The 26609-nt window shown below is 61.7% G+C and carries 26 protein-coding genes and 3 tRNA genes; 25 read left to right on the forward strand and 4 right to left on the reverse strand.

The genetic code is table 11. From position 1 onward, the window contains the following. Positions 1 to 41 precede the first annotated feature (41 nt). The gene (locus CO671_RS14360; RefSeq protein WP_097606528.1) at positions 42 to 2240 is read left to right on the forward strand and encodes an esterase-like activity of phytase family protein; all 2199 of its coding nucleotides are present in this window, start codon (positions 42 to 44) and stop codon (positions 2238 to 2240) included. Positions 2241 to 2516: 276 nt separating this feature from the next. Here CO671_RS14360 and CO671_RS14365 read toward each other — a convergent pair whose 3' ends face one another. Next, positions 2517 to 3503, reverse strand: a complete 987-nt coding sequence (locus CO671_RS14365) for an aldo/keto reductase (protein ID WP_097606472.1) — start codon at positions 3501 to 3503, stop codon at positions 2517 to 2519. Between the two features lie 250 nt (positions 3504 to 3753). Between CO671_RS14365 and CO671_RS14370 the strand changes: the two genes are divergently transcribed. Then, on the forward strand, positions 3754 to 4164 hold the full coding sequence (locus CO671_RS14370) for a cupin domain-containing protein (protein ID WP_010030374.1): 411 nt from the start codon (positions 3754 to 3756) through the stop codon (positions 4162 to 4164). Here the strand turns inward: CO671_RS14370 and CO671_RS14375 are convergent. Next, entirely contained in the window at positions 4161 to 4766 is a 606-nt protein-coding gene (locus CO671_RS14375) for a class I SAM-dependent methyltransferase (RefSeq protein WP_097606473.1), read from the reverse strand. The genes CO671_RS14370 and CO671_RS14375 overlap by 4 nt on opposite strands. Positions 4767 to 4930: 164 nt before the next feature. On the opposite strand from CO671_RS14375, the gene CO671_RS14380 reads away from it, so the two are divergent. After that, entirely contained in the window at positions 4931 to 5290 is a 360-nt protein-coding gene (locus tag CO671_RS14380; protein WP_097581608.1) for a hypothetical protein, read from the forward strand. Between the two features lie 137 nt (positions 5291 to 5427). Further along, positions 5428 to 5976: a glutathione peroxidase gene (locus CO671_RS14385; RefSeq protein WP_097606474.1), complete on the forward strand. Its 549-nt coding sequence runs from the start codon at positions 5428 to 5430 to the stop codon at positions 5974 to 5976. Positions 5977 to 6036: 60 nt separating this feature from the next. On the opposite strand, the gene CO671_RS14390 is transcribed toward CO671_RS14385, so the two are convergent. Together CO671_RS14390 and CO671_RS14395 are read right to left on the reverse strand one after the other, a co-directional pair. Beyond that, positions 6037 to 6249 carry a hypothetical protein gene (locus CO671_RS14390; RefSeq protein WP_097606475.1) on the reverse strand — a complete coding sequence of 71 codons (213 nt, stop codon included), beginning with the start codon at positions 6247 to 6249 and terminating at the stop codon, positions 6037 to 6039. A 295-nt stretch (positions 6250 to 6544) separates the two neighbouring features. Then, a tRNA-Val gene (locus tag CO671_RS14395) sits at positions 6545 to 6620 on the reverse strand. 414 nt (positions 6621 to 7034) lie between these two features. Between CO671_RS14395 and CO671_RS14400 the strand changes: the two genes are divergently transcribed. From CO671_RS14400 to CO671_RS14500, 21 genes are all read left to right on the forward strand, one after another. Further along, positions 7035 to 7111 (forward strand) — tRNA-Asp (locus CO671_RS14400). 51 nt (positions 7112 to 7162) lie between these two features. Beyond that, positions 7163 to 7239 (forward strand) — tRNA-Asp (locus CO671_RS14405). 247 nt (positions 7240 to 7486) lie between these two features. After that, positions 7487 to 7852 carry an NADH-quinone oxidoreductase subunit A gene (locus tag CO671_RS14410; RefSeq protein ID WP_010055493.1) on the forward strand — a complete coding sequence of 122 codons (366 nt, stop codon included), beginning with the start codon at positions 7487 to 7489 and terminating at the stop codon, positions 7850 to 7852. Next, positions 7843 to 8427: an NADH-quinone oxidoreductase subunit B gene (locus CO671_RS14415; protein WP_008521904.1), complete on the forward strand. Its 585-nt coding sequence runs from the start codon at positions 7843 to 7845 to the stop codon at positions 8425 to 8427. The genes CO671_RS14410 and CO671_RS14415 overlap by 10 nt, the downstream gene beginning before the upstream one ends. 18 nt (positions 8428 to 8445) lie before the next feature. Then, complete coding sequence (locus tag CO671_RS14420) at positions 8446 to 9048, forward strand: NADH-quinone oxidoreductase subunit C (protein WP_097606476.1); 603 nt, start codon at positions 8446 to 8448, stop codon at positions 9046 to 9048. 40 nt (positions 9049 to 9088) lie between these two features. Continuing rightward, on the forward strand, positions 9089 to 9472 hold the full coding sequence (locus CO671_RS14425) for a four helix bundle protein (RefSeq protein WP_097606477.1): 384 nt from the start codon (positions 9089 to 9091) through the stop codon (positions 9470 to 9472). A 62-nt stretch (positions 9473 to 9534) separates the two neighbouring features. After that, positions 9535 to 10725 carry an NADH-quinone oxidoreductase subunit D gene (locus CO671_RS14430; protein ID WP_097581601.1) on the forward strand — a complete coding sequence of 397 codons (1191 nt, stop codon included), beginning with the start codon at positions 9535 to 9537 and terminating at the stop codon, positions 10723 to 10725. Then, positions 10725 to 10997: a hypothetical protein gene (locus tag CO671_RS14435; protein ID WP_097581600.1), complete on the forward strand. Its 273-nt coding sequence runs from the start codon at positions 10725 to 10727 to the stop codon at positions 10995 to 10997. The genes CO671_RS14430 and CO671_RS14435 overlap by 1 nt, the downstream gene beginning before the upstream one ends. A gap of 16 nt (positions 10998 to 11013) precedes the next feature. Next, positions 11014 to 12171 carry an NADH-quinone oxidoreductase subunit E gene (locus CO671_RS14440; RefSeq protein ID WP_097606478.1) on the forward strand — a complete coding sequence of 386 codons (1158 nt, stop codon included), beginning with the start codon at positions 11014 to 11016 and terminating at the stop codon, positions 12169 to 12171. 10 nt (positions 12172 to 12181) lie between these two features. Further along, positions 12182 to 13486 (forward strand): NADH-quinone oxidoreductase subunit NuoF, encoded by a 1305-nt coding sequence (gene nuoF / locus CO671_RS14445; protein WP_097581597.1) that lies wholly within the window; start codon positions 12182 to 12184, stop codon positions 13484 to 13486. A 2-nt stretch (positions 13487 to 13488) separates the two neighbouring features. Further along, positions 13489 to 14190 carry a 5' DNA nuclease gene (locus CO671_RS14450; RefSeq protein ID WP_097606479.1) on the forward strand — a complete coding sequence of 234 codons (702 nt, stop codon included), beginning with the start codon at positions 13489 to 13491 and terminating at the stop codon, positions 14188 to 14190. 224 nt (positions 14191 to 14414) lie between these two features. Then, positions 14415 to 16496, forward strand: a complete 2082-nt coding sequence (gene nuoG, locus CO671_RS14455) for an NADH-quinone oxidoreductase subunit NuoG (RefSeq protein ID WP_097606480.1) — start codon at positions 14415 to 14417, stop codon at positions 16494 to 16496. Positions 16497 to 16508: 12 nt separating this feature from the next. Then, positions 16509 to 17552: an NADH-quinone oxidoreductase subunit NuoH gene (nuoH, locus tag CO671_RS14460; RefSeq protein ID WP_038688207.1), complete on the forward strand. Its 1044-nt coding sequence runs from the start codon at positions 16509 to 16511 to the stop codon at positions 17550 to 17552. Positions 17553 to 17592: 40 nt separating this feature from the next. Beyond that, positions 17593 to 18084: an NADH-quinone oxidoreductase subunit NuoI gene (gene nuoI, locus CO671_RS14465; RefSeq protein WP_003573902.1), complete on the forward strand. Its 492-nt coding sequence runs from the start codon at positions 17593 to 17595 to the stop codon at positions 18082 to 18084. Between the two features lie 141 nt (positions 18085 to 18225). Further along, positions 18226 to 18840 carry an NADH-quinone oxidoreductase subunit J gene (locus CO671_RS14470; RefSeq protein ID WP_064682221.1) on the forward strand — a complete coding sequence of 205 codons (615 nt, stop codon included), beginning with the start codon at positions 18226 to 18228 and terminating at the stop codon, positions 18838 to 18840. 23 nt (positions 18841 to 18863) lie between these two features. Next, positions 18864 to 19172 carry an NADH-quinone oxidoreductase subunit NuoK gene (gene nuoK / locus CO671_RS14475; RefSeq protein WP_049734055.1) on the forward strand — a complete coding sequence of 103 codons (309 nt, stop codon included), beginning with the start codon at positions 18864 to 18866 and terminating at the stop codon, positions 19170 to 19172. A gap of 7 nt (positions 19173 to 19179) precedes the next feature. Then, entirely contained in the window at positions 19180 to 21180 is a 2001-nt protein-coding gene (nuoL, locus tag CO671_RS14480) for an NADH-quinone oxidoreductase subunit L (RefSeq protein ID WP_097606481.1), read from the forward strand. After that, positions 21180 to 22691 carry an NADH-quinone oxidoreductase subunit M gene (locus tag CO671_RS14485; RefSeq protein ID WP_097581592.1) on the forward strand — a complete coding sequence of 504 codons (1512 nt, stop codon included), beginning with the start codon at positions 21180 to 21182 and terminating at the stop codon, positions 22689 to 22691. Before nuoL ends, CO671_RS14485 begins: the two co-directional genes overlap by 1 nt. Positions 22692 to 22709: 18 nt before the next feature. Continuing rightward, a complete protein-coding gene (nuoN, locus tag CO671_RS14490) occupies positions 22710 to 24155 on the forward strand; it encodes an NADH-quinone oxidoreductase subunit NuoN (protein ID WP_097606482.1) in 1446 nt (481 codons plus the stop codon). Continuing rightward, positions 24155 to 24919 (forward strand): biotin--[acetyl-CoA-carboxylase] ligase, encoded by a 765-nt coding sequence (locus CO671_RS14495; RefSeq protein WP_010029132.1) that lies wholly within the window; start codon positions 24155 to 24157, stop codon positions 24917 to 24919. Before nuoN ends, CO671_RS14495 begins: the two co-directional genes overlap by 1 nt. 17 nt (positions 24920 to 24936) lie before the next feature. Next, positions 24937 to 26607 carry a ribonuclease J gene (locus CO671_RS14500; protein WP_097606483.1) on the forward strand — a complete coding sequence of 557 codons (1671 nt, stop codon included), beginning with the start codon at positions 24937 to 24939 and terminating at the stop codon, positions 26605 to 26607. The last annotated feature ends 2 nt before the right edge of the window (positions 26608 to 26609 follow it).

The following is a 26609-nucleotide window of genomic DNA, read 5'->3' on the forward strand; positions in this document are numbered from 1 at the left end:
AGAAAACCCATGTTTCGACTATTCGACACATGGGGGATTTCATGACGATTTCATCGCGCCAGGCAGCGCTTGCTGCCGTGCTTCTCGCATCCGTTGCCTTTCCGGCCGCCGCCGAGCCGGTCTTCAACCGCATCGCCTCTTTCCCGGTCGCTCAGAACCTGCCTGATGACAAGGACAAGCTGTCGCCGACATCGGCCGAAATCATCACCGCGACCGACGATGGCAATACGCTGATCTACAGCGACAGCCCGCTCGGCGCGATCGGCTTCATCGACATCAGCGACGCCAAGGCGCCGAAATTAGGCGGCGCGCTGATGATGGGCGGCGAGCCGACATCGGTCACCTCGAGCGCCGGCAAGGCGCTCGTGGCCGTCAACACCTCCGAGAGCAAGGCGAAGCCCTCGGGCCGCCTGGCGATCGTCGACGTGGCGACGAAGAAGATCGAAAACAGCTGCGATCTCGGCGGCCAGCCGGATTCGATCGCCCTCAACAAGGACAAGACGCTCGGCACTATTGCGATCGAAAACGAGCGCGACGAAGACGTCAATGACGGCAAGATCCCGCAGATGCCGGCCGGCGACCTCGTCGTCTTCCAGGTCAAGAACGGCACTGTTGATTGCGGCAGCATCAAGCATGTGACTCTGACCGGTCTCGCCGGCGTTGCCCCTGAGGATCCGGAACCGGAATTCGTCGCCTTCAACGGGCTGAACGAGATTGCCCTGACGCTGCAGGAAAACAACGAGATCGTCATCATCGACGCCAATACGGCTGAAGTGAAGACGCATTTCTCCGCCGGCAGCGTCGATCTCACCGGCATCGACACCAAGCGGGACGGCGCCCTGAAATTCACCGGCGAATCCAAGGGCGTGCTGCGCGAGCCCGATGCCGTGAAGTGGCTGGACGACAACCGCCTCGTCGTTGCCAATGAAGGCGATTACCAGGGCGGCTCGCGCGGTTTCACCATCTTCGACAAGACGGGCAAGCTTCTCTACGAATCGGGTGCATCCTTCGAACGCGCCGTCGCCCATATCGGTCACTATCCGGAAAGCCGTTCGGGATCGAAGGGCGTCGAGCCGGAAGGCCTCGAAGCTGCCAAGTTCGGCGACGACCAATATTTCTTCCTGCTCGCCGAGCGCGCCTCGGTCGTCGGCGTCTATAAGGATACCGGCGCCGACCCCGAACTCATCCAGCTGCTGCCGTCCGGCATTTCGCCGGAGGGTGGGGTCGCTATTCCCCAGCGCAATCTCTTTGCCACCGCCAACGAGCTCGACCTCGGCAAGGACGGCGGCACGCGCTCGCATGTGATGATCTACGAGCGCTCGGAAGGCGAGAAAGCCTATCCGAAGATCGTCTCCGCCGACAAGGACGGCAATCCGATCGGCTTCGCAGCCCTTTCGGGTCTCGCTGCCGTTCCCGGCAAGCCGGGCATGCTCTATGCCGTCAGCGATAGCGTTCTCGGCTCGCAGCCGACGATCTACACGATCGATGCCAGCAAGAAGCCAGCCGTCATCACCGATGCGCTCGTCGTCAAGCGTGACGGCGCCCCGGCCCAGAAGCTCGACATCGAAGGCATCGCGGTCGCCGCCGACGGCTCCTTCTGGCTCGCCTCGGAAGGTTACAGCGAGCGTCTCGTCCCGCACGCCCTCTACAACGTCAATGCCAAGGGCGACATCAAGGCCGAGATCGCCCTGCCGAAGGAGCTCGCCGCCAATGAAATCCGCTTCGGTTTCGAAGGGGTGACCATGATCGGCAGCGGTGACGATGCCACGCTCTGGATGGCGGTCCAGCGCGAGTGGGGCGACGACGAGAAAGGCTTCGTCAAGCTCGTCTCCTACAATCCGAAGAAGAAGGAATGGGGCGCGGTGCGCTATCCGCTCGACAAGACGGAAAGCGGCTGGGTCGGCCTGTCGGAAATTTCGGCTCAGGGCGACAGCGTCTACATCATCGAGCGCGACAACCTCGTCGGCGATGCCGCCAAGCTGAAGAAGCTCTACAAGGTAGCGATCTCGGAACTGAAGCCCGCCAAGCTCGGCGGCGAACTGCCCGTCGTCAAGAAGACCGAAGCCCACGATTTTCTCGGCGAACTCAAGACGGCGACCAACGGCTACGTGCTCGACAAGCTCGAAGGCTTCACCTTCGATGCATCGGGCAAACCCTATGCCGTCACAGACAACGACGGCGTCAGCGACTCCTCCGGCGAGACGCTGTTCTTCCCGGTTGATCTCAGCGCCACGAACTGAGGCGTCATAGAGGGATACAGGGAGAGGCCGGGCGAAAGCCCGGCCTCTGTCGTTGAATCCAAGACCCTCCCCAACCCCTCCCCACAAAGGGGAGGGGCTAAGATGCCGCACCGCTTCACGTAACTTTATCGTACGAATTCGTCGAACGGTAACAGCCAGCAAGACCTCTGCTTTTGGTCGTTGCCGGACAACACGGCTTAGTCCCCCCCTTGTGGGGAGGGGTTGGGGAGGGGTAAAGCGGCAGCCCGCAACGTTACAATGAGCGACGCTCCAACCCTACCAGCGCTGATGCACATGCGGCGCGATCAGCCGCGCGTAGATCTCGCGCGTCGCCGCCATGACATCGGCCGAAAGCGGCGCGAGATCGGCGGCCGCGGCATTGGCCTTGGCCTGTTCGCCATTGCGGGCGCCGGGGATGACGACGGTGACGGCGTCGCTCATCAGGATCCAGCGCAGCGCAAAGGCGGCCATCGTCGCGCCGGCGGGCACCAGCTTGCGCACCTCTTCCACCGCCTGCAGGCCGACCTCGAAGGGCACGCCGGCAAAGGTCTCGCCGACATCGAAGGCTTCGCCATGGCGGTTGAAATTGCGGTGGTCGTCGCTGGCAAAATGCGTCTCGCGGGTGATCTTGCCGGAGAGCAGGCCGCTTGCCAGCGGCACGCGGGCGATGATCGCCACGTTCCTGCGGCGGGCTTCGGCAAAGAACAGGTGGTCGGGGCGCTGGCGGAAGATGTTGTAGATGATCTGGATGCTGACGACGCCGGGATATTCAATCGCCTTCAGCCCGTCCTCGACCTTCTCGACGCTGACACCGTACCCCTTGATCTTGCCGGCCCTCTGCAATGCGTCGAGACCGTCGAAGACCTCGGGCTGGTAAAACACCTCGCGCGGCGGGCAGTGCAGTTGCACGAGATCGAGGCTGTCGACGGCAAGGTTTTTCAGGCTGCGGTCGATGAAGCCTTCGAGATTGGCCTTGCTGTAGCCTTCGGCGACATGCGGATTGAGGCGGCGGCCCGCCTTGGTGGCGACCATTGGGCGCTCGCCGCCACGCGTCTTCAGCACGTCGGCAATGATTTTTTCCGAGCGGCCGTCGCCATAGACGTCGGCCGTATCGATGAAGGTCATGCCGGCATCGAGCGCGGCATTCAGCGCCGCGCGCCCGTCCGCCTCGCTGATATCGCCCCATGAGCCGCCGATCTGCCAGGCGCCGAAGCCGACATTGGTGACGGTGAAGGGCATGCGGCCGAAAGCATGATGTTTCATGAGAAATTCTCCCAATGCATGTTGCCCGGAAGTGTGCAGCGGTTCCGGGATAACGACATGCGTAAAAACAAAGAACTAAAGCGTGTCGCATGAACCAAGTTCAATGCGACGCGCTTTAGGTGATGAAAGATATTGGCCTATCAGCAGGGCGACTATGCGGCAATTGCCGATCCGGCCTTGATCGCTCGCCTCGATGAAATATCGTCAGGTTACAAGGCTTCAACCGCAATGGAATAGAAAAGGAACGATCATGGAGATCAAACCCGCCGGCTCTCGCCCCTCGATGAAACCGCCGGCCGACTATTTCACCGGCGCCGTTCGCCAGGATCCGCTGATCGAGCCGCCGGCGCCGGCCCGGGTGCGGGCAACCTCCGTCACCTTCGAACCCGGCGCCCGCACGGCCTGGCACACGCATCCGCTCGGCCAGACGCTGATCGTCACCTCGGGCAAGGGCCTTGCCCAGAGCTGGGGCGATGACATCCGCGAGATTCGCGCCGGCGACACCGTCTGGTTCGCGCCGGGCGAAAAACATTGGCATGGTGCTGCCCCGGACACGGCGATGACACACATCGCCATACACGAGGCGCTGGACGGCAAGCATGTCGACTGGATGGAAAAGGTCACTGACACGCAATATTCCGGTGCGGTGTCGGCCGGTTAGAGCCGCTTCAGGCAGTAGGAAAAATGCGCATGTGATTCGACGGTCAGGAACTCGAATTGCCAGCCGTAATCCTTGCAGAACTTGGTGACCGCCTCGACGACGCCATAGACGATCGGTTTGACGGTATTGCCGGTGCAGAAATCATGCCCGGCAATGCGCCCCGTCCGCTTCACCTTCTTTTCGCACAGCAGCAGTTCCTGCCAGGTGAGCTCGAAGGAATGGTCGGTATCGATATAGGCCCAGTCGAGGAAATCGTCCTCGAATTCGGCGAGCTTTTCGAGCGACGTGCCCTGCATCAGATGCAGCCGTCCGGCCGCGATCTCGGTCGCGAACTGCGTATGAATCGAATCGAGGCCGGAGCTGTAGCGGTCCATCGACCAGGGATCGATGAGGTAGAGCTGCGCCGGGCGATTCTTCTCGAGAATCTCCGCCGTATATTCGCCGAAGGCGGCCCCCACCTCGACGCCGATGCCGCCATTCGGGATCCGGTAGAGCAGCTCGCCGCGATCCGGCAGCAGGCGGGCGTTTTCCAAATGGTGGGCGCTGAGCGGGGTGCGCGGCATGCTCGCCCTAAGCGCCTGCCTTTCTTCACGTGTCTTCATTTCTGATCTCGGATTGCGGGCGGTTGACGGCCCTGATGCGGTCTGCGGGGAACGTAGGAGCAGCGGACCTCGATGACAACCACATGACGGGAATTTGCTTCTTTCGGACAAATCGCTAAGTTTCATTCGTGGACCGACGAAAAAGCCTCGGGAGGAGCGATTTCATGAGACGCATGTGGCCGGAAGAATTCAACGCCGTCTTCAACGGAGCCGAGGAGGTGATGTTGGAATCACCCGCCGAGGCCGGCGAGGCGCCGTTGCACCGGAAGGCGCTGAGGGCGCGCATCACCATGGAGGATTACGAGCGGATCTGGCCGCTTGCCGAGATGCGCTTCCGGCTGGGCGAAGGGGACCTGGCCGGCAAGGCCGTCACCCTGATCACCACCAATCCCCACTACCACGCCTGGCACCCGAAGGACGGCGGCAGCGTCGAGTCGGTCTCCGACAGCGGCCGCCATTTCAAGACGGATTATATCGTCGTGCATTTCCTGCTCGACGACGTCAAGGAAACCTCTCCCGCCTGATATGTCCAAGCCGGTGCCGGCCGCAAGCCCGCACCGGCATCCGCATTCTGTTGACGCCGATGTGATGCCGACGCTGATGACAATCGCGGCGATATCGCTAAGTTTGCGGAAATTTTCTCACCAAACTGGAGGTTCCCGTGACGGCGAACGTGCTGGATATTCCTGTCAGATCAGTGGGTGGTCGTGAAACCACGCTCAACGACTACAAGGGCAGGGTGCTCTTGATCGTCAATGTCGCCTCGAAATGCGGGCTCACGCCGCAATATGAGGGGCTGGAAAAGCTCTACGGGGAAAAGCGCGAGCGCGGCTTCGTCATTGCCGCTTTCCCCGCCAACGACTTCAAGGGCCAGGAGCCCGGCACCGACGCCGAGATCCTCGATTTCTGCACCAGCACCTACGATGTCACCTTCCCGATCTTCTCGAAGATCTCGGTCAAGGGCGAGACCCAGCACCCGCTTTACCGGCAACTGACCAAATCCGGCGTGAAGACCACCGGCGACGGCCCGATGCGCGAACGCCTGAAAGCCCACGGCATATCAGCCGGCGATGAGGACGACATTCTCTGGAACTTCGAAAAATTCCTGATCGGCCGCGACGGCAAAGTCGTCGCCCGCTTCGCGCCTGACGTGACGGCCGATGATTCGCGGCTGGTCTCGGCAGTGGACAAGGAACTGGCGAAGGCATGATTGCCCTCCGGCTGCCAGGCGCATCCGGGCTGCAATGATTTGCGAAGGCGCTCAGCGTCTTCAGATCCCAAGCACGGTCACCAGCGGCGGCGTAAAGTCCTTGAATCCCAATCTCGGCCAGTCGCACCTTGCGTCAAATCGCGTCTTCGGCTGGTGGCGTTGGCAGTTCGGATTCGTCTTGAATGCATAGCCAGGCAGGTTGACATAGGTGGCACTTGGCGCGCCAACGGCAATCGCGATGCACAGCGTCAATGCGGAGCAGAGAGTTCTCATGGCACCCCTCCAGGCGTGAGAAACCTTCAAGCGCGGAGACTTTCCGGGCGGCGAATATTCCCACGTTCGCCGGCTCCCATCCATTCGCCCAATAGGAGGTGGCGGAGCAGGCCGGAGTAGTCCGTTTTGGTGGAGGTTTCAGACGGCGAGCACATCTGGATCTGCCGACGTCGCGCCTTGCTGTGCCGAAATGTTGTCCCGAATGCCGCCTCGAAGATGGGTACCGAGGGGCGCCAAGCGTCGGTCTGCGAGCCCGCGATATCACTTGGGTAATTGACGCTAACAGGAGAAAAAATGGTGGGCGATGAGAGACTCGAACTCCCGACATCCTCGGTGTAAACGAGGCGCTCTACCAACTGAGCTAATCGCCCATCGCGAGCGAAGCCGGATCGGCCTGCCGCGTTGGTGGCCGTGATCTATGCGGATCGCGGCAAAACCGCAAGAGTGTTTGTGAAGAATTTTTGATTTTTTTGGCGGCGGTCCTGTCCTTTGCCGTGGCGGTCGGGCACAGCCGGGCTGTGGATAAAGGGGAGGGGAAGGCGGCGGGCATCTCGGCTTCGACCGTGTCGTCGGCTTCGATCGGGCGTCGGTGCCGCGGCGGACAACGGAATTGCCGCCTTTTCATTCTCCCCGCATGGGCCTTGCTGAAACAATTCAACGACTGTCATGGTTTTGTCTCCAAACCTGCTTGACACTAAAAGACGAACCCCGTAGTTAGCCGCTCATCGAAACGGGCAGCCGTTTTGGTGAGGGTGCGAAGGCATCCGGATTGCTTGAAATGAAGTGCGGGTGTAGCTCAGTCGGTTAGAGTGCCGGCCTGTCACGCCGGAGGTCGCGGGTTCGAGCCCCGTCACTCGCGCCATTTCAAAAGAGGCGACAAAACGCCGCCGTCCGGTTCTTCCGTCCGTCATGCGCGGGTGTAGCTCAGTCGGTTAGAGTGCCGGCCTGTCACGCCGGAGGTCGCGGGTTCGAGCCCCGTCACTCGCGCCATTCTCTTCCGAAAGCCATGCAGTTTCCAGGGGTCAGGCATGCAGCTTGAATCAGCTTCTGCGGATTTGTCGCGACATCGTTGCATCTGCTTGATAATGTCCGCGCGCGACGCGTCGAATTGCCTCTGTAAAAGTCTTGCGCCGGGGCTTCGGCTGCGCTAACCACGGCTTGTTGCAACGCACGTTCGCTTGCCGGGCAATTGCCCAAATGCGCCGCCTGGCGCCTCCGGCAAGCAAGGATGAACATGATGACTGAACTGCTCAGTTCCTATATTCCGATCGCTATCTTCATCGCTATCGCGCTTGTCATCGGCCTGGCGCTGCTCATTGCGCCGTTCGCCGTGGCTTTCAAAGCACCCGATTCGGAGAAGCTCTCGGCTTACGAATGTGGCTTCAACGCTTTCGATGATGCCCGCATGAAGTTCGACATCCGCTTCTATCTCGTGTCGATCCTCTTCATCATCTTCGACCTCGAAGTCGCCTTCCTCTTCCCCTGGGCCGTTTCCTTCGGCGCCATCGGCTGGTTCGGCTTCTGGTCCATGATGGTCTTCCTCTTGGTGCTGACCATCGGCTTTATCTATGAATGGAAAAAGGGAGCCCTGGAATGGGAGTGACCCCTGTGAGCAATCAGCCGCTCGTTGCCCAGCAGCCGAAGGGGATCATCGATCCCTCGACCGGCAAGCCGATCGGCAGCAATGACGCCTTTTTCGGCGAGATCAACAACGAGCTCGCCGACAAGGGCTTCCTCGTCACCTCGACCGACGAGCTGATCAACTGGGCCCGCACCGGCTCGCTGATGTGGATGACCTTCGGTCTTGCCTGCTGCGCTGTCGAAATGATGCAGCTGTCGATGCCGCGTTATGACGTCGAGCGCTTCGGTTTTGCGCCGCGTGCCTCGCCGCGCCAGTCCGACGTCATGATCGTCGCCGGCACGCTGACCAACAAGATGGCGCCCGCTCTGCGCAAGGTCTACGACCAGATGCCCGAGCCGCGCTATGTCATCTCGATGGGCTCCTGCGCCAATGGCGGCGGCTACTACCACTATTCCTATTCCGTGGTGCGCGGCTGCGACCGTGTCGTGCCGATCGACATCTATGTGCCGGGCTGTCCCCCCACGGCAGAAGCGCTGCTCTACGGCGTGCTTCTGCTGCAGAAGAAGATCCGGCGCACCGGCACGATCGAACGCTAAGGGTTAAGGACAAGGCATATGAGTGAAGCCCTGACTGAGCTTGCGTCCTATCTTGGCGAAGCGCGCGGCAACCTGATCGCCGCGTCGCAGCTGAAGTATGGCGAGCTGACGCTGACGACGACGGGTGAAAACCTGATCGCGCTTTTGACCTTCCTGCGTGACGACGCCAAATGCGGTTTCGTCAACCTGATCGATATTTGCGGTGTCGACTGGCCGCAGCGCGAGCTGCGCTTCGACGTCGTCTATCATCTGCAGTCGCCGAAGCAGAATCTGCGCGTCCGCGTCAAGGTCGCAACCGACGAGGATACGCCGGTGCCGTCGGCCTGCGCCGTCTATCCGGGTGCTGACTGGTTCGAACGCGAAACCTGGGACATGTACGGCGTTCTCTTCACCGGCCATCCGGATCTGCGCCGCATCCTGACCGACTATGGCTTCGAAGGCCATCCGCTGCGCAAGGACTTTCCGACGACAGGTTTCGTCGAAGTTCGCTACGACGATGCGGCAAAGCGCGTCGTCTACGAGCCGGTAGAACTGAAGCAGGAATTCCGAAATTTCGACTTTATGTCGCCTTGGGAAGGTACTGAATACGTGCTGCCGGGGGACGAAAAAGCGAAGCAGTGAGTAGTGATTAGTCGGTAGTGAGTAGTGGGCAGATATTTGGGTGGCGAACAGGAAAATCAGTTCCTATCGTGATTTGAAGGTCTGGCAATTTGCTATCGAACTGTCTGTCGTTTGTTATGAGGTGACGAGAACCTTCCCGCGGGAAGAGATTTACGGATTGACCAGCCAGATTAGACGATCTTCTGCTTCTGTAGCCGCGAATATCGCGGAGGGGTATGGGAGAGAAAATCGGGGCTCGTTTGTCCAATTTCTCAAGATCGCTCAGGGCTCGTTGAAAGAGTTGGAGACGCATTTGATCATCGCCGGACGAATTGGCTTCCTTCAAGCCTCGGCCTTGGACGAATTGCTCGACCGATGCGACGAAATTGGAAAGATGCTGGGATCGCTTATCCGGAGCGTTCAGCACAGGAAAGCTGACGAATAGTGAGTGAATGAAAACTAACCACTACTCACTATTCACTATTCACTCTAAGCGAGTTGATCGCCATGACCGAACATAACGTCCGCAACTTCAACATCAATTTCGGGCCGCAGCATCCGGCGGCGCATGGCGTTCTTCGTCTTGTCCTGGAGCTTGACGGCGAAATTGTGGAGCGGGTCGATCCGCATATCGGGCTCTTGCACCGCGGCACCGAGAAGCTGATCGAGACCAAGACCTATCTTCAGGCCGTGCCCTATTTCGATCGTCTCGATTACGTCGCGCCGATGAACCAGGAGCATGCCTATGCGCTGGCCGTCGAAAGGCTGCTTGGCATCGAGATCCCGATCCGCGGCCAGCTGATCCGCGTGCTGTATTCGGAAATCGGCCGCATCCTGTCGCATCTCTTGAACGTCACGACGCAGGCGATGGACGTCGGTGCGCTGACGCCGCCGCTCTGGGGCTTCGAAGAGCGCGAAAAGCTGATGGTGTTCTATGAGCGCGCCAGCGGTTCGCGCATGCACGCTGCTTATGTCCGTCCGGGTGGCGTCCATCAGGATCTCCCGGAAAAGCTTGTGCAGGATATCGGCGACTGGTGCGACCCGTTCCTGAAGGCGCTCGACGACATCGACAACCTGCTCACCGGCAACCGCATCTTCAAGCAGCGCAACGTCGATATCGGCGTCGTCTCGCTGGAAGATTGCTGGGCCTGGGGCTTCTCCGGCGTCATGGTGCGCGGTTCGGGCGCTGCCTGGGATCTGCGTCGCGCCCAGCCTTACGAATGTTATTCCGATCTCGAATTCGACATCCCGATCGGCAAGAACGGCGACAACTACGACCGTTACCTGATCCGCATGATCGAGATGCGCGAATCGGTCCGCATCATGAAGCAGTGCGTCAACCGCCTGCTGTCGGATGCCAAGACCGGTCCTTTCTCGTCGATCGACGGCAAGGTCGTGCCGCCGAAGCGCGGCGAGATGAAGCGCTCGATGGAAGCGCTGATCCACCACTTCAAGCTCTATACCGAGGGCTACCATGTGCCGGCCGGCGAAGTGTATGCCGCGGTCGAAGCGCCGAAGGGCGAGTTCGGGGTCTATCTCGTCTCGGACGGCTCCAACAAGCCGTACCGCTGCAAGATCCGCGCGCCCGGCTATGCCCATCTGCAGGCGATGGACTTCATGTGCCGCGGCCACCAGCTTGCCGACATCGCGGCCGTCCTCGGCTCGCTCGATATCGTCTTTGGCGAGGTGGACCGCTGATGCAGCGTCTGCCGCTTGCCGTCGCACTTCTTCTTTCGGCATCCGGGGTTTCGGCTCAGGAGGCCGACACGCTCGGCACGCCGCTGGGCCATAAGGAAGTGACGCCGCCGGCGGCGAAAACGTCCATGGGCGAGCTTTTGTCCAAGGGCTATCAGATCAAGGCTGCCATTCCGAACGGCAGCAAATTCGTCGTATTTATGCAGAAAGACCAGTCGGCCTATGCCTGCGAAATGCAGTCTTTGACCGCTTCGCGGTGTGGAACCCTAAACTGACAAGGCGTGAGGAAGAATGTCCGTTCGTCGATTAGCCGAAGATCAATTTCAGCCTGCCGCATTCGCTTTCAGCGATGAAAATGCGGTCTGGGCGGACAAGACGATCCAGAAATACCCCGCCGGCCGCCAGCAGTCGGCGGTCATTCCGCTGTTGATGCGGGCGCAGGAGCAGGACGGCTGGGTCACGCGCGCGGCGATCGAAAAGATCGCCGACATGCTCGACATGGCCTATATCAGAGTGCTCGAAGTCGCGACCTTCTATACGCAGTTCCAGCTGCATCCCGTCGGCACCCGCGCCCATGTCCAGGTCTGCGGCACGACGCCCTGCATGCTGCGCGGCTCGGAAGCGCTGATGTCGGTCTGCAAGAGCAAGATCCATTCCCATCCGTTCGAGCGCAATGCCGAAGGCACGCTGTCGTGGGAAGAGGTCGAATGTCTCGGCGCCTGCGTCAACGCCCCGATGGTGATGATCGGCAAGGACACCTATGAGGATCTGACGCCCGCCCGTCTCGAAGAGATCATCGATACCTTTGCCGCCGGCAATGGCACGAGCATCAAGCCGGGCACCCAGATCGACCGGATATTCTCCGCACCGGAAGGCGGCCTGACGTCGCTGACGACGGAAGAGCCGAAGGCAAGGACACGCGCCAAGAAGGCCGATGCCGAAAGCGTATCGGCTCCTGTTGACGCCGCTCCGGTCCCGCCCTCCGAGGCCGCCCGCCCGAAGAGCACCGATGCCGAGACCAATGCGGCGCTGAAGACGCCGGCAACGGCGCCGAAGGCAGCGGCCAAGAACGCCAAGGCAGCCGAAGAACAGCCGGTCTCCGGCACGGCGGCTGCCGAGCCGGCCCCGGCCGTCAAGGCCGAAGCCCCGGCGGCAAAGCCTTCGCTGACCGACAAGAACCGTCCGGCCGGCATCGAAAAGCCCGCCGCACCGGATGATCTGAAGATGATCTCCGGCGTCGGCCCGAAGATCGAGGCGACGCTGAACGAAATCGGCATCTTCACCTTCGCGCAGGTCGCGAGCTGGAAGAAGGCCGAACGCGAATGGGTCGACGGCTACCTGAACTTCCGCGGCCGCATCGAGCGGGACGACTGGGTCAAGCAGGCCAAGGCGCTCGCCAAGGGCGGCGAAGCGGAATATATCAAGGTCTTCGGCAAGAAGCCGCGGTAAGAGGTGAAGCATGTTACAAGATAAAGACCGCATCTTTACCAACATCTACGGCCTCAAGGACAAGTCCCTGAAGGGCGCGATGAGCCGCGGCCACTGGGACGGCACCAAGCAGATCCTCGAAAAGGGCCGTGACTGGATCATCAACGAGATGAAGGCATCCGGTCTGCGCGGCCGCGGCGGCGCCGGCTTCCCGACGGGCCTGAAATGGTCCTTCATGCCGAAGGAAAGCGACGGCCGCCCGCATTACCTCGTCGTCAATGCCGACGAATCCGAGCCCGGCACCTGCAAGGACCGCGACATCATGCGCCACGATCCGCATACGCTGATCGAAGGCTGCGTCGTCGCGAGCTTCGCCATGGGCGCCAATGCGGCCTACATCTATGTGCGCGGCGAATATATCCGCGAGCGCGAAGCGCTGCAGGCGGCAATCGACGAATGCTATGACTATGGCCTGCTCGGCAAGAACAACAAGCTCGGCTGGGACATGGACATCTTCGTCCATCATGGCGCCGGCGCCTATATCTGCGGCGAGGAAACCGCGCTGCTCGAAAGCCTCGAAGGCAAGAAGGGCCAGCCGCGCCTGAAGCCGCCATTCCCGGCCAATATGGGCCTCTACGGCTGCCCGACGACGGTCAACAACGTCGAATCGATCGCCGTGGCGCCGACGATCCTGCGTCGCGGCGCCGGCTGGTTCTCGTCGATCGGCCGTCCGAACAATGTCGGCACCAAGCTGTTCATGCTCTCCGGCCACGTCAACAAGCCGTGCACGGTCGAAGAGGAAATGGGCATCACCTTCCGCGAACTGGTCGACCGCCACGCCGGCGGCATCCGCGGCGGCTGGGACAATCTGCTCGCCGTCATTCCCGGCGGCGCATCCTGCCCGATCGTTCCGGCCAAGGACATCATCGACTGCCCGATGGATTTCGACGGCCTGCGCGGCGTCGGCTCCTCCTTCGGCACGGCCGCTGCGATCGTCATGGACAAGTCCACCGACGTCATCAAGGCGATCGCCCGCATCTCCGCCTTCTTCAAGCATGAGAGCTGCGGCCAGTGCACGCCCTGCCGCGAAGGCACGGGCTGGATGTGGCGGGTGATGGAACGCATGGCCAAGGGCAATGCCCAGAAGCGCGAAATCGACATGCTGTTCCAGGTGACCAAGCAAATCGAAGGCCACACCATCTGTGCGCTCGGCGACGCCGCCGCATGGCCGGTGCAGGGTCTGATCCGTAACTTCCGTCCCGAGATCGAAAAGCGCATCGACCAGTATACGGCAAGCGCGCTCGACCACGGCGCGGTTCTGGAGGCGGCTGAATAATCATGACGGACAAGGCATCGAAAAGTGGGAAGAAGGAAGAGACCGTCGATATCGCGGCTGGCTTCGGCCGTCTTGCCGCCGAGATGCTGGAAAACGCACAGGCGATGCCTGTGCATCCGCTGATGGCGCATCCCGCCGCAGCCTTTGCCGCCGCAACGGCGATCGGCTTCGGTTTCTCGACACAGATGGCGGGCGCCTTTTTCGGGGCCTTTCAGAGCGCGCTGGAAACGACCGGCAAGCTCGCCGCCGCCCTCGACGACACGCCGCCGGACGAGCCGATGCCGGATGTCGACATCCGGCCGGAAAATATCCGTCCGGCCGTCAAGGTTTTCACCAAGCCCGCAGCCGACAAACCCGAGCTCGAGAAGAAGGCGAGGCCGAGACTGACGGTGGTCAAGCCGGCGAGCGCGACGATCCCGGCAAGCGAACCGCAGCCGGCCAGCAAGGCAAAGCCGGTCGCGAAGGCAAAGCCGGTGGCGCGGGCTGCAAAGGCCGACGATCTCAAGCTGATCTCCGGCATCGGCCCGAAGCTGGAGCAAGTGCTGAATGCCAAGGGCGTTCGCAGCTTTGCCGAGATTGCCGCCTGGACCGACGAGGACATCGCCCGGCTCGACGCCGAGCTTGGCTTCAACGGCCGCATCGCCCGCGACGACTGGATCGGCCAGGCGAAGGTTCTCGCCGGGCGGGGCCGCAGAAGGAAATGAACTATCCGGCCGTGCAAACCGGCCGGAAACATGGGCAAATCGGCGGACGGGCGGGGGCCTCACGCTGCAGATGCCGGTGCGGGTTCCGGGTCTGGAACGCGCGACAGAAAATTTGGGCGACATCAGCTGCCGGCAGGACGGAAGATCCGGCTCGGCAATGAAAATGTTGCAAAAACGGGTTTGTTTGCCGTCATCAGGCAAACGGGAAACAGGACTGAGCGACGATGGCAAAACTGAAGATTGACGGCAACGAGATCGAAGTTCCGGATCATTTCACGCTATTGCAGGCGTGCGAGGATGCCGGGGCCGAGGTTCCGCGCTTCTGCTTCCATGAGCGCCTGTCGGTTGCCGGCAATTGCCGCATGTGCCTTGTCGAAGTGAAGGGCGGCCCGCCGAAGCCGCAGGCTTCCTGCGCCATGAGCGTTCGCGACATCCGCGGCGGCCCGAACGGCGAACTGCCCGAGGTCTTCACCAACACGCCGATGGTCAAGAAGGCCCGCGAGGGCGTGATGGAATTCCTGCTGATCAACCATCCGCTCGATTGCCCGATCTGCGACCAGGGCGGCGAATGCGACCTGCAGGACCAGGCGATGGCCTTCGGCATCGACACCTCGCGCTACCAGGAAGACAAGCGCGCCGTCGAAGACAAGTATATCGGCCCGCTGGTCAAGACGGTGATGAACCGCTGCATTCACTGCACGCGTTGCGTCCGCTTCACCACCGAGGTTGCCGGCATTTCCGAACTCGGCCTGATCGGCCGCGGCGAGGATGCCGAGATCACCACCTATCTCGAACAGGCGATGACCTCGGAACTGCAGGGCAACGTCGTCGACCTCTGCCCGGTCGGCGCGCTCACCTCCAAGCCCTTCGCCTTTACCGCGCGCCCCTGGGAACTGAACAAGACCGAATCGATCGACGTCATGGATGCCGTCGGTTCGGCGATCCGCGTCGACACCCGCGGCCGCGAAGTCATGCGCATCCTGCCGCGCGTCAACGAAGCAATCAACGAGGAGTGGATCTCCGACAAGAGCCGCTTCATCTGGGACGGCCTGAAGACCCAGCGCCTCGACCGGCCCTATGTCCGCCGCGACGGCCGCCTGCAGCCCGCCAGCTGGGCCGAGGCCTTCGGCGCCATCAAGGCTGCCGTCGGCGCCACCTCGGGCGACAAGATCGGCGCAATCGCCGGCGATCTTGCTTCCGTCGAGGAAATGTATGCGCTTTCCGAACTGGTGAAGTCGCTGGGGTCGGCCAATCTCGACTGTCGCCAGGATGGGGCGGCACTCGATCCGTCGCTCGGCCGTTCAAGCTACCTCTTCAACCCGACCATCGCAGGCATCGACCAGGCCGACGCACTGCTGATCATCGGCGCCAATCCGCGCTTCGAGGCGGCCATCCTCAACGCCCGCATCCGCAAGCGCTGGCGCCGCGGCAAGTTCCCGATCGGCGTGATCGGCGAGCCGGGCGAACTGCGCTACAGCTATGACTATCTCGGCGCCGGTCCCGACACGCTGAAGGATCTGGTCGATGGCGGCCATGCCTTTGCCGACGTCCTGAAGAACGCCGCCAAGCCGATGATCATCATCGGCCAGGGCGCGCTGTCGCGCAGCGACGGCGCCGGCGTTCTCGCCAGTGCTGCCAAGCTCGCCGGTTCGGTCGGCGCGGTTGTCGAAGGCTGGAACGGCTTTGCCGTCCTTCATACCGCCGCCTCGCGCGTCGGCGGCCTCGACCTCGGCTTCGTGCCGGGCGCCAAGGGCGTCAATGCCGCCGAGATGCTGACGTCGATGGACGTGCTCTTCCTGCTCGGCGCCGACGAACTCGACTTCACCGCCAAGAAGGCGGGGCTGACTGTCTATATCGGCTCGCATGGCGATAACGGCGCCCATCATGCCGACGTCATCCTGCCGGCCGCAGCCTATACCGAAAAGTCCGGCACCTGGGTCAACACCGAAGGTCGCGTCCAGATGGGCAGCCGCGCAGGCTTTGCGCCGGGCGATGCCCGCGAGGACTGGGCAATTATCCGTGCCCTTTCCGACGTGCTCGGCAAGAAGCTTCCCTTCGATTCGCTGAGTGAACTGCGTGGCCGGCTCTATGCCGCTTTCCCGCATTTCGCCGCCATCGACGAGATCGCCGAAACCGATAGCGCCCAAATTGCCGCAGTTGCGAAAAAAGCCGGCAAGATGAACAAGTCAGGGTTTGCGTCGCCGGTCAAAGACTTCTATTTGACGAACCCGATCGCGCGTGCCTCGGCTGTCATGGCCGAGTGCTCGGCATTGGCCCGCAACAACTTCAAAGTCGCGGCAGAGTAAGGGCAGGGGACCATGGATTCTTTCTTTTCGACCTATGTCTTGCCGGCGATCATCATGATCGGGCAGTCGCTGCTGCTTCTGGTCTGCCTGCTCGTCTTCATTGCTTACGTGCTGCTTGCCGACCGCAAGATCTGGGCGGCCGTGCAGCTGCGCCGCGGCCCGAACGTCGTTGGTCCCTTCGGCCTGTTCCAGTCCTTCGCCGACCTTCTGAAATTCGTCTTCAAGGAGCCGATCATTCCGGCCGGCGCCAACAAGGCGGTCTTCCTGCTTGCTCCGTTGGTGACGGTGCTTCTGGCGCTGTCCACCTGGGCGGTGGTACCGCTCGCCGACGGATGGGTGATCGCCAACATCAATGTCGGCATCCTCTACATCTTCGCGATCTCCTCGCTCGAGGTCTACGGCATCATCATGGGCGGCTGGGCTTCGAACTCGAAGTATCCCTTCCTCGGCGCGCTGCGCTCGGCGGCGCAGATGGTGTCCTACGAAGTCTCGATCGGCTTCGTCATCGTCACCGTGCTTCTCTGCGTCGGTTCGCTGAACCTCACCGATATCGTCAATGCGCAGCATACCGGCCTCGGCACCATGCTTGGCCTGCCGGCGTCGTTCCTCGACTGGCACTGGCTGTCGCTTTTCCCGATGTTCATCATCTTCTTCATTTCGGCGCTGGCCGAGACCAACCGTCCGCCGTTCGACCTTCCGGAAGCTGAATCGGAACTGGTTGCCGGCTTCATGGTCGAATACGGCTCTTCGCCATACATGATGTTCATGCTCGGCGAATATGCGGCCGTCTGCCTGATGTGCGCGCTGACGACGATCCTCTTCCTCGGCGGCTGGCTGCCACCGGTCGATATCTGGATCCTCAACTGGGTTCCCGGCATCATCTGGTTCACGCTGAAGGCCTGTTTCGTGTTCTTCATGTTCGCGATGGTCAAGGCCTTCGTTCCGCGCTACCGCTACGACCAGCTCATGCGCCTCGGCTGGAAGGTTTTCCTGCCGCTGTCGCTCGCCATGGTCATCATCGTTGCATTCGTGCTGAAACTGATGGGATGGGCTTGATGACGCCCGCTCTCGTTTCCGGCAAAATTGGAGGTTGAAGATGGGAAGCTTGTCCAGCTCCATCAACTCGCTGTTCCTCAAGGAATTCTTCGGCGCGTTCTTTCTGTCGATGCGCTATTTCTTCCGCCAGAAGGCGACGATCAACTATCCCTTCGAAAAGGGTCCGGTCTCCCCGCGTTTCCGCGGCGAACATGCGTTGCGCCGTTATCCGAACGGCGAAGAGCGCTGCATCGCCTGCAAGCTCTGCGAGGCGATCTGTCCTGCCCAGGCCATCACCATCGAGGCCGGTCCGCGCCGCAACGACGGCACGCGCCGCACCGTGCGCTACGACATCGACATGGTGAAGTGCATCTATTGCGGCTTCTGCCAGGAAGCCTGCCCTGTTGACGCGATCGTCGAGGGTCCGAATTTCGAATTCGCGACTGAAACCCGCGAAGAGCTCTATTTCGACAAGGCTCGCCTTCTCGATAACGGCGACCGGTGGGAGCGTGAAATCGCCCGCAACATCGCGATCGACTCGCCGTACCGCTGATTGGGTTTTGAAATGCCGCGATGGAGCTCTGCTGCTCCTGTCGCGGTCAATATGCACAGGAGCTTTGCCGGTCAGCCGCGCAAAGCTCTATCGGGCAGAAAAACTCCCGGCTGCCCGGGGGAAGATGAAAAAGGCACCAACATGGGTCTGCAGGCTCTATTTTTCTATCTTTTCGCCTTTGTCGCGGTGGCGTCGGCGTTCATGGTCATCTGGGCGAAGAACCCGGTTCACTCGGTTCTGTTCCTGATCCTGGTGTTCTTCAACGCGGCCGGCCTCTTTCTGCTGCTCGGTGCCGAGTTCCTGGCGATGATCCTGCTTGTCGTCTATGTCGGCGCCGTCGCCGTGCTCTTCCTCTTCGTGGTGATGATGCTCGATATCGACTTCACCGAGCTCAGGGCAGGGGTTCTCGAATATGCGCCGATCGGCGGGCTGATCGGGATCATTCTCGCTGCCGAGCTGATCGTCGTCATCGGCGGCAGCGTCATCTCGCCTGAGATCGCCAAATCAGTCGCCATGCCGATCCCGGCGCTGACGGAGCGCACCAATACGGCCGCCCTCGGCGACGTGCTCTACACCAATTACGTCTACTTCTTCCAGATCGCCGGCCTGGTGCTGTTGGTCGCCATGATCGGCGCCATCGTCCTGACGCTCCGGCACCGCACCAACATCAAGCGGCAGAATATCCCCAGGCAGGTTGCTCGCACGCCCGCCACCGCCGTCGAGGTGGTTTCGGTCAAGCCCGGGCAGGGCGTCTAAAGGCAGGTCAAGGAACAAAGAACATGGTCATCGGTCTTTCCCACTACCTGACGGTCAGCGCCATCCTCTTCACGCTCGGCGTCTTCGGCATCTTCCTGAACCGGAAGAACGTCATTGTCATCCTGATGTCGGTCGAACTGATCCTGCTTTCCGTCAACATCAACATGGTCGCCTTCTCCTCCTTCCTGAACGACATCGTCGGACAGGTCTTTGCGCTGTTCATCCTGACGGTGGCGGCTGCCGAGGCGGCGATCGGTCTTGCAATTCTCGTTGTCTTCTACCGCAACCGCGGCTCGATCGCGGTCGAAGACGTCAATATGATGAAGGGCTGAGTGGCTCATGTTCCTCTATAAGGCTATCGTCTTTCTTCCCTTGATCGGTGCGATCGTCGCCGGCCTGTTCGGCCGCGCCATCGGCGCCAAGGCTTCGGAATATGTCACCAGCGGCCTGATGATCATCGCCGCCATCCTCTCCTGGTACGTCTTCTTCACCGTCGGCATGGGCCACGCCGAAGGCGGCCCGATCAAGGTCGAGGTGCTGCGCTGGATTCAGTCCGGCGGCATCGATGCCTCCTGGTCGCTGCGCGTGGATACGCTGACCTCCGTCATGCTGATCGTCGTCAACACGGTCTCGACGCTGGTGCACGTCTATTCGATCGGTTACATGCATACCGATCCGCATCGCCCGCGTTTCTTCGCCTATCTCTCGCTCTTCACCTTCGCCATGCTGATGCTGGTGACGGCCGACAACCTGGCCCAGATGTTCTTCGGCTGGGAAGGCGTCGGTCTCGCCTCCTATCTGCTGATCGGCTTCTGGTTCAAGAAGCCCTCGGCGACGGCCGCGGCGATGAAGGCCTTCATCGTCAACCGCGTCGGCGACTTCGGCTTCGTGCTCGGTATTGCCGGCGTCTTCGTGCTGTTCGGCTCGATCAACTTCGATACGATCTTCGCCAATGCCTCGAACTTCGCCCCGCATGAAGGCGGCGGCGAGGCGAGCGAAGTGATCCTCAACCTTTTCGGCATGCAGCTCGACAAGGCGCATGCGCTGACCGGCATCTGCCTGCTGCTCTTCATGGGCGCCATGGGCAAGTCGGCACAGTTCCTGCTCCACACCTGGCTGCCGGATGCCATGGAAGGCCCGACCCCGGTCTCGGCCCTCATCCATGCCGCCACCATGGTCACCGCCGGCGTCTTCCTCGTCGCCCGCATGTCGCCGCTCTTCGAACTGTCGCACGATGCGCTCGTCGTCGTCACCGTGATCGGCGCGATCACCGCCTTCTTCGCGGCGACTGTCGGCCTCGTGCAGAACGACATCAAGCGCGTCATCGCCTATTCCACCTGCTCGCAGCTCGGCTACATGTTCGTGGCGCTCGGGGTAGGGGCCTATGGCGCGGCGATCTTCCATCTGTTCACGCATGCCTTCTTCAAGGCGCTGCTCTTCCTCTGCGCCGGCTCGGTCATCCACGCCGTCGATGGCGAGCAGGATATGCGCTACATGGGTGGCCTGCGGCCGCACATCAAGGTGACCTTCTGGCTGATGATCATCGGCACGCTGGCGATCACCGGCGTCGGCATTCCCTTCACGCCGATCGGCTTTGCCGGCTTCTTCTCCAAGGATGTGATCATCGAGGCGACCTATGCTTCGCACTCGCCGGTCGCCGGCTTTGCCTTCTCGATGCTGGTCATCGCCGCGCTCTTCACGAGCTTCTATTCCTGGCGCCTGATCTTCATGACCTTCTTCGGCAAGCCGCGCGCTTCGCACGAGGTCATGCACCATGTTCACGAATCGCCGCAGGTCATGCTGGTGCCGCTCTATCTGCTGGCGATCGGCGCGGTGCTGGCGGGTGTGCTCTTCGAAGGCCGGTTCTACGGTGAGGAATATGCCGAGTTCTGGAAGGGCGCGCTCTTTACCGGCGCCGAGAACGAACTCGTCGAAGAGTTCCACCACGTGCCGGCGCTCGTGGCTCTGAGCCCCTTCATCGCCATGGTGCTCGGCTTCGTCACCGCCTGGTACATGTATATCCGCTCGCCGCAGACGCCGCGCGTCCTCGCCAAGCAGCATCGGGTGCTCTACCAGTTCCTCTTGAACAAGTGGTATTTCGACGAACTCTACGACTTCCTCTTCGTCCGCACCGCCAGAGCGCTTGGCCGCTTCCTGTGGAAGAAGGGTGACGTCGGCGTCATCGACACCTACGGCCCGAACGGCGTGGCCGCCCGCGTCGTCGCCGTCACCGACCGCGTCGTCCGCCTGCAGACCGGTTACCTCTATCACTACGCCTTCGCCATGCTGATCGGCATTGCGGCGCTCGTTACCTGGATGATGCTCGGGAGTTCCTTCTGATGACCGATTGGCCTATTCTTTCAACGGTCACCTTCCTGCCGCTCGTCGGCGTGGTGCTCCTGTTGCTGATGAACGGCGAGAGCCAAGCCGGCCGCAAGAACGTGCTGTGGATCTCGCTGATCACCACGGTCTTCACCTTCGTCGTTTCCCTCGTCATCTGGGTCGGCTTCGACAACGCCAATCCGGGCTTCCAGATGCTCGAAAAGCATGACTGGCTCGGCACCGGCATCGGTTACCATGTCGGCGTCGACGGCATCTCGATGCTGTTCGTCATCCTGTCGACCTTCCTCATGCCCTTCTGCGTGCTGGCGAGCTGGCTCTCGATCGAGAAGCGCCTGAAGGAATACATGATCGCCTTCCTCATCTTGGAAACGATGATGGTCGGCGTCTTCGTCTCGCTCGATATCGTGCTCTTCTACGTCTTCTTCGAGGCGGGCCTCATTCCGATGTTCCTGATCATCGGCGTCTGGGGCGGCAAGGACCGCGTCTATGCGAGCTACAAGTTCTTCCTCTATACGCTGCTCGGCTCGGTGCTGATGCTGCTCGCCATCATGGCGATGTACTGGCAGGCCGGAACGACCGACATCACCGCGCTGCTCGCCTACAAGTTCCCGCCGGCGCTGCAGACTTGGCTATGGCTTGCCTTCTTCGCCTCCTTCGCGGTGAAGATGCCGATGTGGCCGGTCCATACCTGGCTTCCGGATGCCCACGTTCAGGCGCCGACGGCCGGCTCGGTGATCCTGGCCGGCGTCCTGCTGAAGCTCGGTGGCTACGGTCTCATCCGCTTCTCGCTCGGCATGTTCCCGGTGGCGTCCGATTATTTCGCGCCGCTCGTCTTCGCCCTGTCCGTCATCGCCATCATCTACACCTCGCTGGTGGCGATGATGCAGGACGACATCAAGAAGCTGATCGCCTATTCCTCGGTGGCGCACATGGGCTACGTGACCATGGGCATTTTCGCCGCCAACATGCAGGGCGTTCAGGGTTCGATCTTCCAGATGCTGTCGCATGGCATCGTCTCGGGCGCGCTCTTCCTCTGCGTCGGCGTCGTCTACGACCGCACCCATACCCGCGAGATCAACGCCTATGGCGGTCTCGTCAACAACATGCCGAAATATGCCGTCGCCATGATGGTCTTCACCATGGCCAATGTCGGGCTTCCCGGCACCTCGGGCTTCGTCGGCGAGTTCCTGACGCTGATCGGCGTCTTCCGGGTCAACACCTGGGTCGCGCTCTTTGCCGCCACCGGCGTCATACTTTCGGCCGCCTATGCGCTCTGGCTCTATCGCCGGGTGATCTTCGGCGCGCTGGAGAAGGAAAAGCTGAAGGCGCTGCTCGACCTTTCGCCGCGTGAACAGCTGATCCTCTACCCGCTGGTCGCACTGACCATCCTCTTCGGCGTTTACCCGGCTCCGGTCTTCGATGCCACGGCCGCCTCGGTGGATCTGCTGGTCAACAACTACACGGCCGCCGTGCACGCAGCGCAGAATGTTGCGCTGTCTATGAATTGATGACGGGACTTATCGGACATGACCGCTGAAACAATCCTCCTCAGTCTGCATCTTTCCGCGCCGGAGCTGATCCTCGCGGTCGGCGCCCTGGTCCTGTTGATGGTCGGCGTCTTCTCAGGCGAGCGGTCGGGCCTCGTCGTCACCGGCCTCGCCATCGTGCTGCTGCTGGCCTCCGGCCTGTGGCTGCTCTTCGTGCCGGCCGAAGGCCTTGCCTATGGCGGCGTCTACATGGCCGACGGCTTCTCCCGCTTCATGAAGCTGGTGGCGCTCATCGGCTCGCTGGTCGCCCTGTTCATGACGATGGGCCACGCCCGGGAAAACCAGCTCGACAAGTTCGAGTTCCCGGTTCTGCTGGTGCTCGCGACCCTCGGCATCCTGCTGATGATCTCGGCCAACGACCTGATTTCACTCTATCTGGCGCTGGAGCTGCAGTCGCTGGCGCTCTATGTCGTCGCCGCGATCAACCGCGACAGCCTCAAGTCGACCGAAGCCGGCCTGAAATATTTCGTCCTCGGCGCACTTTCCTCCGGCATGCTGCTCTACGGCATGTCGCTGGTCTATGGCTTCACCGGCCACACCCATTTCTCCGAAATCGCCCAGGCGCTGTCCGTCGAGGGCGCACGGTCGCTCGGCCTCGTCTTCGGCCTGGTCTTCATCCTCGCCGGCATTGCCTTCAAGATCTCGGCCGTTCCCTTCCACATGTGGACGCCAGACGTCTACGAAGGCGCGCCGACGCCGGTCACCGCCTTCCTGGCCGCGGCCCCGAAGGTTGCCGCCATGGCGATGATGACCCGAATCGTCATCACCGCCTTCCAGCCGGTTCTGGCGGACTGGCAGCAGGTCGTCGTGTTCATCTCGATCGCTTCGATGCTGCTCGGCTCGTTTGCGGCGATCGGCCAGAAGAACATCAAGCGGCTGATGGCCTATTCCTCGATCGGCCATATGGGCTATGCGCTGGTCGGCCTTGCCGCCGGCAACCAGACCGGCGTTTCCGGCGTCATGCTTTACATGGTCATCTATATGGTCATGACCCTCGGCAGCTTCGCGATCATCATGTCGATGCGCCGCAAGGACGGCACCGTCGTCGAAGACGTCAATGATCTCGCCGGCCTTTCCGCGACCAACCCGTTCATGGCCGTGGTGCTGACGGCGCTGATGTTCTCGCTCGCCGGCATTCCGCCGCTCGCCGGTTTCTTCGCCAAGTACTTCGTCTTCGTTGCGGCGATCGAAGCCAAGCTTTATGCGCTTGCCATCATCGGCGTTCTCGCCTCGGTCGTCGGCGCCTATTATTATCTGCGCGTCATCAAGCTGATGTGGTTCGATGAGGCGACCGGCGAATTCGCCCGGGTCTCCGGCGCCCTGCGTCTGGTCTTCGGTCTTTCCGGTCTCTTCGTCACTGCCTATGTGCTCATCGGCGGGCCGATCGGCGGTGCGGCAGAGCTTGCCGCCGCGACGCTCTTCTAATGGTTTCCGACAGACGGCGCCGGATATCGCTCGGCGATTTCAGGCACGAGGCGCTGTCGGAAACATCGTCCACCAACAGCGAATGCCTCGCCCGGGCGCGGGCGGGCGATCCCGGAAATCTCTGGGTGACGGCCGAGAGGCAGACCGGCGGCCGCGGCCGCCGCGGCCGCCTCTGGGTGTCCGAACGCGGCAATCTCTACGCTTCCCTCCTTTTGATCGACCCGGCGCCGATGGAGCGCCTCGGCTCGCTGCCGCTGGCGGTTGCCGTTGCGGTGCACCAGGCGATCCGCCAGGTGCTGCCGCCGGGCGCCGAACCGCTCGAGGTCAAATGGCCGAACGATATTCTCATCGGCCGGAAAAAGACCTGCGGCATCCTCGTCGAGGGCGAGCAGTTGCCGGACGGCCGCTACGCGCTGATCGTCGGCATCGGCATCAATGTCTCGGTCATGCCGGATAATCCGCTCTATCCCGTCACCTGTCTGCGTCAGCATGCAAGCGCGGCTTCGCCGGATGAGCTCTTCGCCCATCTCTTCGCGGCGATGGCGGATGTGCTCGATCAATGGGACCAGGGCCGCGGCATTGCCGAGATCACGGCGCGCTGGCGCACCATCGCCTGCGGCATCGGCGAAAAGATCACGGTGAATTTACCGGACCGATCGATTTCCGGCCAATTCGCCGGAATTGATGATAATGGCTTGTTGATGCTCGATACCGGCGCTGGCAGGATTATGCCCATTGCCGCCGGTGATGTGTTTTTTGGATAGCGGAAAAAACGAAAATTATGGCGAAACAGGACGAATTGGTATTCCTGCCTCTGGGCGGCGTTGGCGAGATCGGCATGAATCTCGCTCTCTATGGCTACGGCCCGCCCGAGCATCGCCAGTGGATCATGGTCGATTGCGGCGTCACCTTTCCCGGCCCGGATCTGCCGGGCGTCGACCTGGTCCTGCCCGACATCCGCTTCCTCGCCAGCGAGCGCAAGAACCTCAAGGCGATCATCATCACCCATGCCCATGAAGATCATTATGGCGCGCTTGCCGATCTCTGGCCCGGTCTCAACGTGCCGGTTTTCGCCTCGGCCTTTACGTCAGGTCTGCTCGAAGCCAAACGCAATTTCGAGAAGGCGAGGATCGGCGAAGTGCCGGTGACGCCGTTCAAGGCAGGCGACACGATCAATGTCGGCCCCTTCAGCATCGAAGGTGTGGCCGTCAACCATTCGATCCCCGAGCCGATGTCGCTGATGATCCGCACACCGGCCGGCAACGTCATCCACACCGGCGACTGGAAGATCGACCACGAGCCCTCGCTCGGCCCCCTGACCGATGAGACGCGGTTCCGTCAGCTCGGCGACGAGGGCGTGCTGGCGCTGATGTGCGATTCCACCAATGCGCTGCGCGACGGTGTTTCGCCCTCCGAAAAGGATGTCTCGGAAAGCCTCCGCAAGATCATCGAAGATGCCGAAGGCCGGGTGGCGATCACCACCTTCTCGTCGAATGTCGGCCGCATCCGCACCGTCGCCGAGGCTGCCGAGGCGGCCGGCCGCGAAGTGCTGCTGCTCGGCAGCTCGCTGAAGCGGGTCGTCGACGTCGCTCAGGATATCGGCCTGATGGAGGGCGTGAAGCCCTTCATCTCCGAGGAGGAATACGGCTATATCCCGCGCGACAAGGTGGTCGTCATCCTGACCGGCAGCCAGGGCGAAGCGCGGGCAGCGCTTGCAAAGCTCTCCCGCGACGAAATGCGCAATGTAGCCTTTGCGGCGGGCGATATCGTCGTCTTTTCCTCGCGGGCCATTCCCGGCAACGAGAAGGCGATCCAGGACATCAAGAACGGCCTCGTCGAGCAGGGTGTGCACATCATCACCGATACCGAGGCGCTGGTCCACGTTTCCGGCCATCCCCGCCGCAATGAGCTGCAGCGCATGTACGAGTGGACGCGGCCGAAGGTGGTCGTGCCGGTGCATGGCGAGGCGACGCATCTGACGGCGCACAAGGAGCTTGCCGAGCAATCAGGCATTTCGATCGTCCCGCGGGTGCGCAACGGCGATATCCTCCGGCTGGCGCCCGGTCCGGTCGAGGTGATCGGCGAAGCGCCGCACGGCCGCATCTACAAGGACGGCATGCTGATCGGCGATTTCGAGGAGATGGGGATCGGCGAGCGCAAGAAACTCTCCTATGTCGGCCATGTCGCGGTCAGCATCGTGCTCGACGCGCGTTATGATATCGTCGGCGATCCCGATCTCGTCTCGATCGGCCTGCCTGTTTATGACGACGAGGGCGATGAGATGGAGGATACGCTGTTCGACGCGGCGATCAGCGCCATCGAAAGCATTCCGCGCGCCCGCCGCAAGGATCTGGACATGCTGCAGGAGGCCGTTCGTCGCGCCATCCGCGCCGCTGCCAACCAGAGCTGGGGCAAGAAGCCCGTCGTTACCGCCTTCGTCACCAAGGTCTGATC

This window comes from Rhizobium sp. M10 (assembly GCF_002531955.1).
In the GTDB taxonomy this organism is placed as follows: Bacteria; Pseudomonadota; Alphaproteobacteria; order Rhizobiales; family Rhizobiaceae; genus Rhizobium; species Rhizobium etli_C.

Excerpts from the sequence above, each read along its gene's own strand:
- CO671_RS14360 (WP_097606528.1), top strand. The coding sequence starts at position 42 with ATGACGATTTCATCGCGCCAGGCAGCGCTTGCTGCCGTGCTTCTCGCA.
- CO671_RS14365 (WP_097606472.1), bottom strand. The coding sequence starts at position 3,503 with ATGAAACATCATGCTTTCGGCCGCATGCCCTTCACCGTCACCAATGTC.
- CO671_RS14370 (WP_010030374.1), top strand. The coding sequence starts at position 3,754 with ATGGAGATCAAACCCGCCGGCTCTCGCCCCTCGATGAAACCGCCGGCC.
- CO671_RS14375 (WP_097606473.1), bottom strand. The coding sequence starts at position 4,766 with ATGAAGACACGTGAAGAAAGGCAGGCGCTTAGGGCGAGCATGCCGCGC.
- CO671_RS14380 (WP_097581608.1), top strand. The coding sequence starts at position 4,931 with ATGAGACGCATGTGGCCGGAAGAATTCAACGCCGTCTTCAACGGAGCC.
- CO671_RS14390 (WP_097606475.1), bottom strand. The coding sequence starts at position 6,249 with ATGAGAACTCTCTGCTCCGCATTGACGCTGTGCATCGCGATTGCCGTT.
- CO671_RS14410 (WP_010055493.1), top strand. The coding sequence starts at position 7,487 with ATGACTGAACTGCTCAGTTCCTATATTCCGATCGCTATCTTCATCGCT.
- CO671_RS14415 (WP_008521904.1), top strand. The coding sequence starts at position 7,843 with ATGGGAGTGACCCCTGTGAGCAATCAGCCGCTCGTTGCCCAGCAGCCG.
- CO671_RS14420 (WP_097606476.1), top strand. The coding sequence starts at position 8,446 with ATGAGTGAAGCCCTGACTGAGCTTGCGTCCTATCTTGGCGAAGCGCGC.
- CO671_RS14430 (WP_097581601.1), top strand. The coding sequence starts at position 9,535 with ATGACCGAACATAACGTCCGCAACTTCAACATCAATTTCGGGCCGCAG.
- CO671_RS14435 (WP_097581600.1), top strand. The coding sequence starts at position 10,725 with ATGCAGCGTCTGCCGCTTGCCGTCGCACTTCTTCTTTCGGCATCCGGG.
- CO671_RS14440 (WP_097606478.1), top strand. The coding sequence starts at position 11,014 with ATGTCCGTTCGTCGATTAGCCGAAGATCAATTTCAGCCTGCCGCATTC.
- nuoF (WP_097581597.1), top strand. The coding sequence starts at position 12,182 with ATGTTACAAGATAAAGACCGCATCTTTACCAACATCTACGGCCTCAAG.
- CO671_RS14450 (WP_097606479.1), top strand. The coding sequence starts at position 13,489 with ATGACGGACAAGGCATCGAAAAGTGGGAAGAAGGAAGAGACCGTCGAT.
- nuoG (WP_097606480.1), top strand. The coding sequence starts at position 14,415 with ATGGCAAAACTGAAGATTGACGGCAACGAGATCGAAGTTCCGGATCAT.
- nuoH (WP_038688207.1), top strand. The coding sequence starts at position 16,509 with ATGGATTCTTTCTTTTCGACCTATGTCTTGCCGGCGATCATCATGATC.
- nuoI (WP_003573902.1), top strand. The coding sequence starts at position 17,593 with ATGGGAAGCTTGTCCAGCTCCATCAACTCGCTGTTCCTCAAGGAATTC.
- CO671_RS14470 (WP_064682221.1), top strand. The coding sequence starts at position 18,226 with ATGGGTCTGCAGGCTCTATTTTTCTATCTTTTCGCCTTTGTCGCGGTG.
- nuoK (WP_049734055.1), top strand. The coding sequence starts at position 18,864 with ATGGTCATCGGTCTTTCCCACTACCTGACGGTCAGCGCCATCCTCTTC.
- nuoL (WP_097606481.1), top strand. The coding sequence starts at position 19,180 with ATGTTCCTCTATAAGGCTATCGTCTTTCTTCCCTTGATCGGTGCGATC.
- CO671_RS14485 (WP_097581592.1), top strand. The coding sequence starts at position 21,180 with ATGACCGATTGGCCTATTCTTTCAACGGTCACCTTCCTGCCGCTCGTC.
- nuoN (WP_097606482.1), top strand. The coding sequence starts at position 22,710 with ATGACCGCTGAAACAATCCTCCTCAGTCTGCATCTTTCCGCGCCGGAG.
- CO671_RS14495 (WP_010029132.1), top strand. The coding sequence starts at position 24,155 with ATGGTTTCCGACAGACGGCGCCGGATATCGCTCGGCGATTTCAGGCAC.
- CO671_RS14500 (WP_097606483.1), top strand. The coding sequence starts at position 24,937 with ATGGCGAAACAGGACGAATTGGTATTCCTGCCTCTGGGCGGCGTTGGC.